This is a genomic window from Rhodococcus sp. IEGM 1306 (assembly GCF_036541985.1).
Taxonomy (GTDB): Bacteria; Actinomycetota; Actinomycetes; order Mycobacteriales; family Mycobacteriaceae; genus Rhodococcus_F; species Rhodococcus_F qingshengii.
This window is the reverse complement of record NZ_JAZHFF010000004.1, coordinates 538,460-550,355: the sequence shown is the minus strand read 5'-3', so window position 1 is coordinate 550,355 and position 11,896 is coordinate 538,460. Positions and strand designations below refer to the sequence as shown.

The 11,896-nt window shown below is 62.5% G+C and carries 14 protein-coding genes; 5 read left to right on the top strand and 9 right to left on the bottom strand.

Annotated elements, in window-relative coordinates; genetic code table 11:
• Positions 1–43: 43 nt before the first annotated feature.
• From V3587_RS15200 to mftA, 7 genes are all read right to left on the bottom strand, one after another.
• Positions 44–1,993 carry a mycofactocin system FadH/OYE family oxidoreductase 2 gene (locus V3587_RS15200; RefSeq protein ID WP_283376694.1) on the bottom strand — a complete coding sequence of 650 codons (1,950 nt, stop codon included), beginning with the start codon at positions 1,991–1,993 and terminating at the stop codon, positions 44–46.
• A complete protein-coding gene (locus V3587_RS15195; RefSeq protein ID WP_283376695.1) occupies positions 1,993–2,820 on the bottom strand; it encodes a mycofactocin-coupled SDR family oxidoreductase in 828 nt (275 codons plus the stop codon). Before V3587_RS15195 ends, V3587_RS15200 begins: the two co-directional genes overlap by 1 nt.
• The gene (locus V3587_RS15190) at positions 2,817–4,748 is read right to left on the bottom strand and encodes a mycofactocin system FadH/OYE family oxidoreductase 1 (protein ID WP_283376696.1); all 1,932 of its coding nucleotides are present in this window, start codon (positions 4,746–4,748) and stop codon (positions 2,817–2,819) included. Before V3587_RS15190 ends, V3587_RS15195 begins: the two co-directional genes overlap by 4 nt.
• Positions 4,749–4,774: 26 nt before the next feature.
• The gene (mftD, locus tag V3587_RS15185; RefSeq protein WP_283376697.1) at positions 4,775–5,953 is read right to left on the bottom strand and encodes a pre-mycofactocin synthase MftD; all 1,179 of its coding nucleotides are present in this window, start codon (positions 5,951–5,953) and stop codon (positions 4,775–4,777) included.
• 55 nt (positions 5,954–6,008) lie between these two features.
• Positions 6,009–7,226: a mycofactocin radical SAM maturase gene (gene mftC, locus V3587_RS15180; protein ID WP_003942089.1), complete on the bottom strand. Its 1,218-nt coding sequence runs from the start codon at positions 7,224–7,226 to the stop codon at positions 6,009–6,011.
• Between the two features lie 76 nt (positions 7,227–7,302).
• Positions 7,303–7,590 (bottom strand): mycofactocin biosynthesis chaperone MftB, encoded by a 288-nt coding sequence (gene mftB / locus V3587_RS15175; RefSeq protein ID WP_007728309.1) that lies wholly within the window; start codon positions 7,588–7,590, stop codon positions 7,303–7,305.
• Positions 7,575–7,670, bottom strand: coding sequence for a mycofactocin precursor MftA (gene mftA, locus V3587_RS15170; protein WP_063836238.1), 96 nt, complete (start codon positions 7,668–7,670; stop codon positions 7,575–7,577). The genes mftB and mftA overlap by 16 nt, the downstream gene beginning before the upstream one ends.
• 150 nt (positions 7,671–7,820) lie before the next feature.
• On the opposite strand from mftA, the gene mftR reads away from it, so the two are divergent.
• Both mftR and mftM read left to right on the top strand, forming a co-directional pair.
• Positions 7,821–8,420: a mycofactocin system transcriptional regulator gene (mftR, locus tag V3587_RS15165; protein ID WP_021343507.1), complete on the top strand. Its 600-nt coding sequence runs from the start codon at positions 7,821–7,823 to the stop codon at positions 8,418–8,420.
• 29 nt (positions 8,421–8,449) lie between these two features.
• Entirely contained in the window at positions 8,450–9,283 is an 834-nt protein-coding gene (mftM, locus tag V3587_RS15160; RefSeq protein WP_283376698.1) for a mycofactocin oligosaccharide methyltransferase MftM, read from the top strand.
• 6 nt (positions 9,284–9,289) lie between these two features.
• Here the strand turns inward: mftM and V3587_RS15155 are convergent, their stop codons facing one another.
• A complete protein-coding gene (locus V3587_RS15155) occupies positions 9,290–9,493 on the bottom strand; it encodes a DUF4287 domain-containing protein (RefSeq protein WP_283376699.1) in 204 nt (67 codons plus the stop codon).
• 141 nt (positions 9,494–9,634) lie between these two features.
• On the opposite strand from V3587_RS15155, the gene V3587_RS15150 reads away from it, so the two are divergent.
• Complete coding sequence (locus tag V3587_RS15150; protein ID WP_003942061.1) at positions 9,635–9,847, top strand: TOBE domain-containing protein; 213 nt, start codon at positions 9,635–9,637, stop codon at positions 9,845–9,847.
• Between the two features lie 16 nt (positions 9,848–9,863).
• On the opposite strand, the gene V3587_RS15145 is transcribed toward V3587_RS15150, so the two are convergent.
• Complete coding sequence (locus V3587_RS15145) at positions 9,864–10,289, bottom strand: DUF6314 family protein (protein ID WP_283376700.1); 426 nt, start codon at positions 10,287–10,289, stop codon at positions 9,864–9,866.
• Positions 10,290–10,392: 103 nt separating this feature from the next.
• Between V3587_RS15145 and V3587_RS15140 the strand changes: the two genes are divergently transcribed.
• Positions 10,393–10,869, top strand: a complete 477-nt coding sequence (locus V3587_RS15140; RefSeq protein ID WP_095970295.1) for a MaoC/PaaZ C-terminal domain-containing protein — start codon at positions 10,393–10,395, stop codon at positions 10,867–10,869.
• A gap of 233 nt (positions 10,870–11,102) precedes the next feature.
• Positions 11,103–11,888, top strand: a complete 786-nt coding sequence (locus V3587_RS15135; protein WP_095970296.1) for a thioesterase family protein — start codon at positions 11,103–11,105, stop codon at positions 11,886–11,888.
• Positions 11,889–11,896: the final 8 nt, after the last annotated feature.

The following is an 11,896-nucleotide window of genomic DNA, read 5'->3' as shown; positions in this document are numbered from 1 at the left end:
TTAATCGAACATACTTTCGATAACCAGGGACAAACCGGACGACTTATATCGCCAACGCAGCCCGATGCCCCTCGATGACGGCTGCATGTGAACGTCTCGGGGACAACGCATCACCGATGCGAAATATCTCGAAAGAACATCCCTGCAAGGTGTTCCACAAATCGTCGACAGGTTCCTGCTGTGTCGCGAAGACCACCCAGTCGACCGCAACTTCCTCGACCACACCCATCGGAAGGTGAACCAAGCTCACGAGCGGCGAAGCCCCACCGGCCACCGACGTCACCATCAGATCCGTCCGTTGCATGATCGACTTCTCGAACGCCCGGCGGTTCCACCCCTCGAAATCCAGGGTGATGCTCAGATCTTGGGCAACCACCATGCCGTTGGTCGCGATCGTGACAATGCAACCTCGGTCAGCGAGGAATTCCGCCACCGACGTGCCCTGATGGAATCCCAACTCGTCGTACACGAGCACCGTTCCACTCGGCAGAACCCTGCCGTCGAGAACGTCTCGAACACTCACCACACGCTCTGATCCACGCCCCCAGGCCGGTCGAACAGGCCGCGCTCCGGTTGCAATCACGACCACGTCGGGCGCCTGCTCCTCCACGATCGCGCGATCAGCTCCAGCACCCAGCTCGATCGTCACACCGCTTCGGCGACACTCCGATTCGAGATTCCGGACGAGGTCGGCGAGCTCGCGGCGAGCCGATACCACCGAGGCGGTGAGAATCTGTCCGCCAAGTCTTCGTTCACGCTCGAACAGCGTCACCGCATGACCTCGCTGGGCCGCGGTGGCCGCAGCTTGCAGGCCGGCCGGGCCTCCGCCGACCACCAGCACAGTGCGACCTCGTCGCCGCGGCATCGGCAGCGGTACCGATTCCCGACCAGCGCGCGGGTTTTCCGTGCACCCCAACCAACGTCCCAGACCCATCCGCCCGACACATTCCTGGTTGCAGGACAGGCAGGTTCGCACCTGTGCCGATTGTCCGGCACGCGCCTTGTTCACAAAATCCGGATCGGCGATCTGCCCGCGAACTACGCCCACCAGATCGCACACACCGTCCTCGAGCGCAGCTTCAGCGTGCTCTGGTGTCTTGAAACGGCCGACACCGACGACCGGAAGATCGACCGCTTCCTTGATCGCAGACGGGACGAAGTTGGCGTAGCCAGTGGGCACCGCCATCGACGCTTCGACCAGATGCAATGTTTCCGTGGCCATTCCGACGGTGGTGTTGATGTAGTCGACGTGACCGTCAGCTTCGACGAGTCGGGCGGTGGCTACTGCGTCGGACAGTTCGATCCCACCCCGCGTTCCTTCGTACCCACTGAGGCGCACGCCGAGCACACGATCCGGACCGATGGCCTCACGCAGTACCCCGAGCACTTCGAGAAGGAAACGCGCACGATGTGCCACGCCCCCGCCGTAGCGATCGGTGCGCAGGTTGGTCGAGGATGCGAGAAACGCGCGCACAATGGACGACTGCGACGCCTGCAGTTCCACCCCGTCGAAGCCACCGGCGACGCAGTTGCGCGCAACAAGGGCGAACCCTTCGAGAATCTCGGCGATGTCCGCGTCGTCGACAGCCTTGGGCACCTCGCGGAACAACGGATCGGCGACGGCGCTCGGCGCCCACAGAGGCAATCGTGAGTAGGTTCCAGCGCCCTGACCCCCATTGTGGTTGATCTGCGCGAGAATCGATGAACCATGTGCATGAACGGCGTCGGTGATCCGCCGGTATCCCTCGATCGCTTCGGGCCGATAGCCCGCAATCATCTTCTCGTACGGTCGATCCGAAGGATGCGTCGAGTGCTCCTCGGTGATGATCAGACCCGCACCACCGCGTGCCCGCGCCTCGTAGTAGCTCGCGTGCTGCTCCGTCGGCAACCCGCTCTCCGCGTAATTGGTCAGGTGCGCGGAGAACACGACCCGATTGCGGAGTGTCAGGTTGCCCAGGCGCAGTGGCGCGAAGAGGCGCGGGTACGGCGTCATCAGACCTTGGAGTTTCCTTGATCGAGCGCGATATGACTTGCCGTGACGGTGCGTGAACCGTCACCGGCAAGCCACAGGACGGTGTCGGCGATCTCGTCGGGTTCGGCGAACGCGATGTCCGAGAGGATCGGAGTGAAGTTGGGAAGGTACTGCGGGAACTTGGCAAACACCTCGAGCGCACCCTGGTCGACACCCATCGGCGTATTGACTCCGTAAGGATGGATCGAGTTGACCCTGATCTTGTACTCCCCCAGTTCCTTTGCCGCGGCCTGCGTCAGACCGACGAGACCGAACTTGGCGCTCGCGTAGTGCGCTTGCCCGGGCAGTGCCTTGAGTCCTGCCACCGAACTGACCACGATGATCGATCCACCGCGCCCACCTTCGATGATCGCCGGTACCGAGGCCTTGAGGGTTTTCCAGACTCCGGTCAGGTTGATGTCGATCAGGGTTTCCCACTGCACGTCCGACATTTCCCAGAATCGATTCCAATTACAGACCCCGGCATTGGCGACCACGATGTCGAGACGTCCGAACTGCTCGACACCGTCCTTGACCACCGCGGTGAGCGCTGCACCGTCACGGACATCGACCTCGCGAGCGAGGATCTTCCCACCCTCCGCTTCGACCAGACGTACCGTCTCGGCAAAGTCCTCGGAAGTTGCTGCGTCGTAAGAATTGTCCGACGCCACCGACGCGCACACGTCGACTGCGATGATCGCTGCTCCCTCGCGCGCCATCTTGACTGCGTGCGCACGTCCTTGACCGCGCGCTGCGCCGGTGATGAAAGCAACGCGACCTTCGAGCGAACGAACTGAACCCTGTGTCATGAGATAGCCCTCTCTGCAGAATTGAAACTCGTTCTAGTAGTAAACCCTGCAAAGCGCCCTTCGCGGATGGATTCGAGAACAGTTCTCGGGGCAACCGAGTCACCCACCTGGATGTCGGCCGCTTCCTTCAGCATTTCGTTCGGCAGACGGGGCGAGCAGTCGATCACCACTTCACACGCGAGCTGTGACCGCTCGCCGGTATGAACGTGCTCGACGCAGACGGCCCCTGAGGCGATTTCGACGACACGCGACGCGAGCACCCTGGTGATCCCGGCCCGCTGGATGCGAGTGTTGGCGCCGACCAGATCCCCACTCGCGCCGAGCCGCGAGCCGACGATGCTGTCCGGGGTGACAATCGAGACGGAAGCGCCCTGGGCCGCGAGTGCTTCTCCGAGGGCCACTGCGACCGGTCCACCGAGCGGATCGATCAGCACGACCGGACCCGGCCCCACGGGGCTCAACTTCTCGAAGGTTTCCGACGCATCCAGCCACCGAACCGAGTCGTCGACCGGATACGTCGGCGGCCGCGCAGCACTACCGGTGGCCACCACAACCAGCTCGCCCCGACGGCGTGCCTCGCCCAGGTCCTGCACGTCGACCGCCGCCTCGGTCCGCATCGTCACGCCGCTACGACGGCATTCGTCCTCGAGCCACTGCGCGAGGAGTGCGAACCGGCCGCGGCCGTCACCTCGCGCAAAAGTTCGGATCATGCCGCCGAACTGCGATGAACTCTCGACGAGTGTGACCGAGTGTCCCGCCACCGCTGAGATCCGCGCCGCCTCCATCCCGGCGGGGCCACCCCCCACGACCAGCACGGCTCCCGGTGTCGAAATCTGCTCTCGCTCATCGAGGTCCACCGACTCGAAACCCGCGCTCGGATTCCCGACGCACGTCACGACAGGATTTCGAGGATCACGCACGAGGCACGTCTGATTGCAGAGCACACACGGCCGGGGCCGATCGCCGCGCTCAGCTTTCACGACCAGGTCCGGGTCTGCGATCTGGGCCCTGGTCATCTCGACGAACTCGGCTACTTGCAGTGCTGCGTGAGCGTCGGCGATGTCCACGACGCTCCCCTGCAGGACAACGGGAATCGACACCGCGGCCTTGATCTCACGGCACAGATCGAGGTTGAAGTTCGTCGGGCAGTGAAAGTCGGGGCGGTACCTGTCAGACGAATAGAGTCCGCCACGAACGACAACAAGGAGATCGAGGAGCGGAGACACTTCACGCGCAATACCGATGGCAAGATCGGGCGTCAGGCCCGCCCATGGCGCTTCCTCGTCGCAGGACAACCGCAAGGAGACAACGCGATCCGGTCCTAGTTCGTCACGCACGGCCGAAAGGATCTCGCGAACAAGGGCAACGCGATCAGTACCGTATCGGTCGTGCCGAGTGTTGGTCAGGCCCGAAAGGAATTGCCGCAGAATACTTCGAGGGCCGGCATCGAGTTCCACTCCGTCCATTCCCGAAGCGACGGCCAGCGCCGACGCTTCGCAGAAGCCGGCTGTCAGCTGGTCGATTTCCGGCTGCCCCATTGCCATCGGCAATTCGCGAGTCACCGGGTCGGCCACTCTTGACGGTCCCCACAGCACCGATTGAGAGTATGCACTGGAACCCTGCATCCCGGTATGCCCCAGCCCGGCAAGAACCAACGCTCCGTACGGAGCGCACGCAGTCGCGATCGACTGCCACCCCCGGCCACATTGCGACGCCAGCGGTGCCCGCTCGTACGGCCAGTCGTCGGCAAGTACCGACGCCACTTCGGTGACGACGATCCCGGCACCGCCTTCGGCGCGGCGCTGGTAATACGCCCGGTGCCGATCGGAAAGCGAGCGCCTCACAGCAAGATTGGTCTCGTGCGGACCGAAAACAACCCTGGACCGGACTCTGCGTCCGGCCAGGGTTGTGTGTTCGTGAAGGCTCAACTCACAGCTCGATCAGAGCCGGAGATTCAGCTCGCACCCAGCGTGCGGGTGAAGCCTTCCGGGATCACCAGATCCGCCGGGCTCAGCTCGGTGATGGACGAGTGGCCGAGACCCATCAGCCCCGAGTCGATGCCCATCCGCATCAGGTCGAGCACGTTCTCGACACCGGCCTGGCCGTTCGCCGAGAGACCCCACAGGTAGGCGCGCCCGAGCATGACGGCCTTGGCTCCGAGTGCGAGTGCCTTGACGACATCGCCGCCGCGTCGAATACCGCCGTCGAGAACAACTTCCACCTGATCGCCCACGGCCTCGGCGATGTCCGGGAGCACGCGGATCGGCGCCGGGGTGCCGTCGAGGTTGTTACCACCGTGGTTGGAGACCGAGATAGCGGAGACACCGGCGTCGACAGCTCGCTTCGCGTCGTCGATGCGCATGATGCCCTTGAGCATGAACGGTCCACCCCACTGCTCACGCAGCCAGGCGATGTCTTCCCACGTCGGAAGCGGAGTCTGCATCCACTCGCCGTACGCGCCGAAGAACGTCGGTGCCGGCTGGCCGGGAGCCGCGAGGTTGGGTGTGGTCAGATCCGGGATCTTGCCGGTCTTGGCGAACTCCAGCAACCACTTCGGACGCATGATGCCCTCGGGAGCGAACTGGAACATCGCCTTGAGATCCATCTTCTCGGGGATGGACGGGCTGCCCCAGTCGCGACCGTACGAGAAGGACCAGTCGGTGGTGATGATCAGGCCCTTGGCACCGGCAGCGCGAGCGCGCTCCATACGCTGGAGAAGCACGTCGCGGCTGCCGACCCAATACATCTGGAAGAAGACCTGCGGGTTGGCCGCGGCAACTTCTTCGATGGACTTGCTGGCGAAAGAACTCAGTCCGATGGCTGTTCCCCGTGCTGCAGCCGCACGAGCTACAGCTACCTCACCATCGGGGTGCACTGCCTGCACACCGGTCGGTGAAATCATGACGGGCAACGAAATGTCCTGGCCCATAATGGTGGTGGACATCTCGCGCTTGTCCGACAGTCCCGCAGCGTGGGGAGCGAAACCCAGTTCGCTGAATGCCGCGACGTTGTCGTCGACAGTCAGCCCTTTCTCGGATCCCGCCACCAACGCCGCGTACACGGACTTGGGCAACCTCTTCTTCGCACGGCGCTGTGCTTCTGCCACCGTCTCGAAGAAAGCATTCTTAGCCATTGAACTGACCTCTCTGGGGTGCAGCTTTCGCCGCACTGTCGGTATCGCGCAGTAGTTACTGCATTCCCGCAAGCGGGTTTTCGTCACAAATCTTGGCGGGCGGACGCATCATCAGTGTCAGGGGCACCGATGCACGTGGGGTCTTACGTTGACCGGAACGGGAGTGATCGACACTGGACTTCGGGACCTCTCCCGCCGACGCCAATGCCATTTCACCGTTGCCGATGACGCACTCGGGGTCGGGTCCGTCCATCGGCAGTCCGGTGAAGAACTTGGCCGCCATGCAGCCGCCGCGGCAGGAGTCGTAGTGGTTGCACTTGCTGCAGGCGCCACCGGTCTGCGGCGAGCGCAGCTCCTCGAACAGGTCCGAGTGCTGCCAGACTTCCTGGAATCCACCGTCTTTCACGATGTTTCCGGCAAGGAACTGCTCGTGAATCGCGAACGGGCACGCGTACACGTCACCGACCGGATCGATCAGGCACACGACTCGCCCCGCACCACAGAGATTGAGACCAGGCAATGCATCGCCGAAGGCGGAGAGGTGGAAGAACGAGTCGCCCGTCAGGACGCCTTCACCATTGGCCACCAGCCAGTTGTAGAGCTCACGCTGCTGCTCGGGGCGTGGGTGCAGGTCGTCCCACACGTCGGCGCCGCGGCCCGAAGGACGCAGTCGAGTGATGCGCAGGGTCGCGTCGTACTTGTCCGCGAGAGCCTTGAACTCGTCGAGCTGACTGACATTGTGCCGCGTGACGACCACCGAAATCTTGGCGTCCTTGAAGCCGGCTTCCTTCAGGTTCGCGAGAGCGCGCTCAGCCATCGCGAACGAACCAGGCCCGCGCACAGCGTCATTGACCTCAGCGGTGGCACCGTCGATGGAAATCTGCACGTCGACGTAGTCACTGGCGGCGAGGCGCGCCGCGACCTTCTTGTCGATCTTCACTCCGTTGGTGGAGAACTTCACACCGACCTGGTGGTCCGTCGCGTAGTCGACGAGCTCCCAGAAGTCGGAGCGTACCGTCGGCTCGCCGCCACCGATGTTGACGTAGAAAACCTGCATACGCTGCAGCTCGTCGATGATGGACTTGCACTGTTCGGTGCTCAGCTCGTTGGGGTCACGACGACCCGAAGACGAAAGGCAGTGCACGCAGGACAGGTTGCAGGCGTAGGTGAGTTCCCACGTCAGGCAGATCGGGGCGTCGAGTCCGAGTTCGAACTGATCGACGAGGCGACCCACCTTGGCGGGCGGGGAGGGCTGTTCAAGAACTGAGGTCATGGCTGTGTCCTCGCGAAGAAATGAAGCGGGCGAACGTGCAGAAGGGCTGTTCCGCACGTGGGGGCGAGCGTCTGGCTCAGACAGGCACGATCATGTGCGAATCGGCGAGAGTGCTCAGCGCGCGGGCATATTGGGGAGCCGCGTCATCTTCGATGCCCTGCGCACGTAGTGCGGACCGGACATCAGGATGGTCTGGCAACGCCTTGACCACCGCAACGATGGTCGTGTTCTTCAGGAACGACAGCTTGCGCGTTCCGAAGTGGTAGAGCAACGCCCCGAAAGGTTCGGGGCGAAGCGCTACCTGCGGGTGGAGTTTCCACCCCGCATCGAGATCCAAAGCAGACACGGTCAGTACACGCCGCACATGCCGTCGATGGAAACTTCCTCCACGAGGGACTCCTCGACGAGGTCGTTCTCGAGCGCCTTGTTGTCACGATCTGACATGGATTCCTCCTGCGGTCGCACTCCGTCTGGAAGTCTGTAGATCAGACTTCCAACCTGGGAGTTGGTGGTCACTAGTGGGACTTCACTGTGACTCGGTTCACCACTGTAATGGCATCGAGTGCAGAATGACACACATGGAGCGAAAAAAGTATGCGTAGCCGCAAGAAACCGTCCGCTCGGATAGGTCGTCGCCCCTCCACAACGAAGGAGGGAATCAGCACGATCGGCATCGAACTGTTCTCCACAGTCGGCTTCAACGAGGTGAGCGTCGATCAGATAGCCGACGCCGCCGGCATCGCGCGTCGGACCTTCTTTCGCTACTTCCCGTCCAAGAACGCAGTTCCCTGGGGAGACTTCGACGGGCATCTCGACGAGATGCGCGAGCACCTGGACTCACTGCCCGCCGACATCCCGTTGGTAGACGCACTCGAATCCGCATTGCTGACGTTCAACACCTTCCCACCGGAAGAGACTGCGGTACATCGCAAACGGATGGAATTGATCCTCGAAGTTCCGACACTTCAGGCATACTCTGTGGTGATGTACGAAGGTTGGCGGCAGGTGGTCGCCGACTACGTCGCACGCCGAATGGATCTCGAGCCGACCGATCACGGCCCACGCACGGTCGGCTATCTTCTGCTCGGGGTCGCCATGTCGGCGTACGAACAGTGGCTCACCGACGATTCACTCGAGCTACCGGAACTCTTGAAAACGGGTACGCAGTCCCTGCGGACCGGCATCAGCACCTGAGAAAGCATCACCACCTGAGAAAGGCGATCATGTCCACCACCACGAACGAACCGGTCCTGGATTCGCTGGCACCGTCGACGCCGGGCTTGTGGTCGTTCGGGCATGTCACCGTCGAACGCGTCGAGTCCGGTCCGATCTCGCTGGATCGCCGAGGCGGTCGTCTCCACGTCAGACACTCCCTCACTCCCGCCGATCTGAGTGAGCGACTCGTCGCCGGAGTCACCTCGTCGATCCAGGACGCGGAGTTCGGTCAGGACGAATTCGAGTTGACGATGGTCGGCCTGGTTCGCTCCACCGTGGACGGTGCTCTCGCATCCTGGACCACGTACTACCGGAACTCCCTTGCCGAACTGTTGGACGGCACTGCAGATTTCGCGCCGATTCACGACAAAGCCGAAGAACTGGTTCGCGGTTCCGTGCTCGATCTGGGTTCCTGCTTCGGATTCCTGCCACTACGGCTCGCGCGCGCCGGAATGGACGTGACCGCCACGGACATCCTGCCCGGAACGATGATCCTGCTCGACGCGGTAGCCCCCGAACTCGGCATCACGATCGACACGGTGATCTGCGATGCGGGTGAAGTACCGGCACCGGACAACAGCGCCGACACCGTCACCGCGATTCATCTCCTCGAGCACGTCGACGACGCAGTCGGCGAGGCCGTGATCGCGCAGGCACTCCGAATCGCACGTCAGCGGGTCGTCATAGCCGTCCCCTTCGAGGACGAAGCCACCGCGTGCCACGGCCACATCCGCACTTTCGATCTCGAGTCACTGCAGGCGGTCGGCCGGCAGACCGGTGCGCCGTTCGAGGTATTCGAGCATCACGGCGGCTGGTTGGTGCTGGACACCACTGACGCCTGAGGAGACTCAGTCTTCTTTCAAGGTATGCGCGACAAGGGCATTCGCGTGTCCATGACCCATACCGTGCTCCGACTTCAACCAATTCACCAATTCCATGTGCTTGGTGAGGTCTGAGCTTCTGATCAGCTCTTGCCATTCACCGATCGGCCGACCGTACTTCTTCTCGATCGACGGAAAATACGACGCCGGGCCTTTCACGGGTTCAGTCATGACCGGAATCTACCTCCACCGCCCGACAATATTCGCGCACCGGCGGCGCCCGCATGTCCGCACCTGCGGAATCGCTGGGTAGATACGCGACCGTCGGATTATGGTCGACGTACACCCGCCCGAGAGCACAGGAGTTCAGCAATGCGACTGTCCACACGAAATCAACTCACCGGCACCATCACCGAGGTCAACCTCGGCACGGTCATGGCAACGGTCAAGGTGAAATTGGACGGCGGCAACCAGATCGTGACTTCGTCGATCACCCGCGATGCCGCGCTGGATCTCGACCTCGAACCAGGCCAAGCTGCAACGGTATTCGTGAAGTCCACCGAGGTGACGATCGGCGTCGAATAACTGGCACGACCGCTGTTCAGGGCCGAGTGAGATGCGTGGTCATCGTGTAGTCCTTGCTCGGCCCCGTCACAGTCCAGACCACAGCCCAAGCCGATCCATCCACGGCAGTGATGTCGATCCGCCCGCGATAGGTGTCAGCACCACACAGGTGCTCGACTTCCTCTCCCGGGGCCCAGTCGTGGAACTCTCTGCCGTCTTCGAAGGTCACGGCCCACTCGAGGCCGCGCTTCGCGATGAACAGAGTCCGGAACACGGCCAGTTCCACATCGCCGTCACGCAGAGTGCCGCTCTCGTACCAGCGCATCCGACCGTCACCGGCGTCGGAGATAGTGGTCTCGCCGAAGACTTGCTTGGTGGAACCGGAAAGGCGGTCGACGATGTCGCGCTCGAAGTGCCACGTCCCTGCCAGCACCCTCGGCTCGATCTTCGCGTCGTCAACCATGTGGCGATTCTAGTGACCCTGGACAAGGACGTGCGAAGGAGCCGAACACACTGCGGGAGTATGTTCCGAGTACACCCGGAACACGCAGGAGATTTGCACAACCATGAACGATTCGGCCGCCCTTCACAAACGCACAGTGTTCGCCGAGGATCTCGAGATCGGCCAAGTAATCCCTTTGGGCTCGTATTCGGTAACCGAGGAAGAAATCGTCGAGTTCGCAACCCAGTGGGATCCCCAGTGGTTTCACATCGACAAGGAAGCCGCCGGGTCCGGTGTCTTCGGCGGGTTGATCGCCAGCGGGCTGCACACCTTGTCGATCTGCCAGAAATTGGTGGTCGCCGGCCTCTACGACCAATGGAACGTGATCGCCGGAAAGACCATGCGCGACGTGAGCTTCCTACGGCCACTTCGCCCCGGTGACACCCTCAGCGGAAAGGTCACCGTCGACAACGTCGTGTTCGACAATCGCGCGCGGGGATTGGTCACCATCACAGCGAAATTGGTCGATGCACACGGCAATCGCGTTCTGGACGTGGTCACTGACGCCTACCTGCACTGTCGCCCGACTCGCGGACAGTGAATTATCGGTAAATTCCGCACCGCATTGCCTGAATTGCCGTACTTTCAGTGACGTTGCGACGCAACAATACCCATCCCCGCAAACAGGAGTTCCTCACACATGAGCAGCCTCGGCGAGATCAATCCCCTCGGCATTCTTCAGATCCTCATCTACATGCTCTTCGGTGGGTCGTCCAGCACTCCCGAGTAGACCCTAGCTTGCCATTGCCATAGTCAGCATCTACTGTGCTGACTATGGCAATTACTAGTCAGGTATCCGTGACGGCCGCGCCGTCAATCGACGCAGCGCGTCATCACACCGAGTTCGACTCCAGCTGGCGAAGTTTCGACGGCATTCAGGGCGGACTCGCCGTAGCACGGATGCTGCGAGTTGCCGCCGACGCGTCCGGAGCCGAACCCATGGCGGTCACGGCACACCTGGACCGCCCCGTCCCTCCGGGGCCGGCCGAGTTGACCGTCGGCGAGATGCGGGGCGGGCGGACTGTCAGTTGCCACGTCACGCTGACCGATGCGGGATCCGCCCTCGTTCGGTTGGCCCGCGACACAGGAGCCACGACGCTGTCCGCCCCCGGAATCGAGCCGAGTCCGGTCGACCCGGCAACCCTGCCACCGCTGGAGATCCCGGTGGACTTCGTGCCGTTCTCCCAGCACCTCGACATCCGTCCGATCAATTCCGCGAGGCCGTTCGCCGGTGGCGACTCCCCGGAATTCGACGTCTGGATCCGATTGCTGACCGACCTCGATTTCACGGCCCAGGAGCGCGCCGCCGTTCTGCTCGACGCGCTTCCGCCCGGACTGTTCGCGACGCTGACGACGCCCGTGGCCATTCCCACCGTCGAGTTCACCGCGCATTTCATGCCGGAGTACGTCACGGCAGATCAGTCACCGTTCCAGTGGTATCGCCTGCGTCATGGCACCGTGTGGGCAACCGACACACTCTGCGTCGACGAAACCGAATTATTCGACGCCGCAGGACGGCTCGCTGCACGGGCTCGCCAGCTTCGTCGAATTCTGAGTTGAGTTCAGCT

Coding starts and splice junctions, on each gene's coding strand:
- V3587_RS15200 (WP_283376694.1), bottom strand. CDS start 1,993: ATGACGCCGTACCCGCGCCTCTTCGCGCCACTGCGCCTGGGCAACCTG.
- V3587_RS15195 (WP_283376695.1), bottom strand. CDS start 2,820: ATGACACAGGGTTCAGTTCGTTCGCTCGAAGGTCGCGTTGCTTTCATC.
- mftD (WP_283376697.1), bottom strand. CDS start 5,953: ATGGCTAAGAATGCTTTCTTCGAGACGGTGGCAGAAGCACAGCGCCGT.
- mftC (WP_003942089.1), bottom strand. CDS start 7,226: ATGACCTCAGTTCTTGAACAGCCCTCCCCGCCCGCCAAGGTGGGTCGC.
- mftA (WP_063836238.1), bottom strand. CDS start 7,670: ATGTCAGATCGTGACAACAAGGCGCTCGAGAACGACCTCGTCGAGGAG.
- mftR (WP_021343507.1), top strand. CDS start 7,821: ATGCGTAGCCGCAAGAAACCGTCCGCTCGGATAGGTCGTCGCCCCTCC.
- mftM (WP_283376698.1), top strand. CDS start 8,450: ATGTCCACCACCACGAACGAACCGGTCCTGGATTCGCTGGCACCGTCG.
- V3587_RS15155 (WP_283376699.1), bottom strand. CDS start 9,493: ATGACTGAACCCGTGAAAGGCCCGGCGTCGTATTTTCCGTCGATCGAG.
- V3587_RS15150 (WP_003942061.1), top strand. CDS start 9,635: ATGCGACTGTCCACACGAAATCAACTCACCGGCACCATCACCGAGGTC.
- V3587_RS15145 (WP_283376700.1), bottom strand. CDS start 10,289: ATGGTTGACGACGCGAAGATCGAGCCGAGGGTGCTGGCAGGGACGTGG.
- V3587_RS15140 (WP_095970295.1), top strand. CDS start 10,393: ATGAACGATTCGGCCGCCCTTCACAAACGCACAGTGTTCGCCGAGGAT.
- V3587_RS15135 (WP_095970296.1), top strand. CDS start 11,103: ATGGCAATTACTAGTCAGGTATCCGTGACGGCCGCGCCGTCAATCGAC.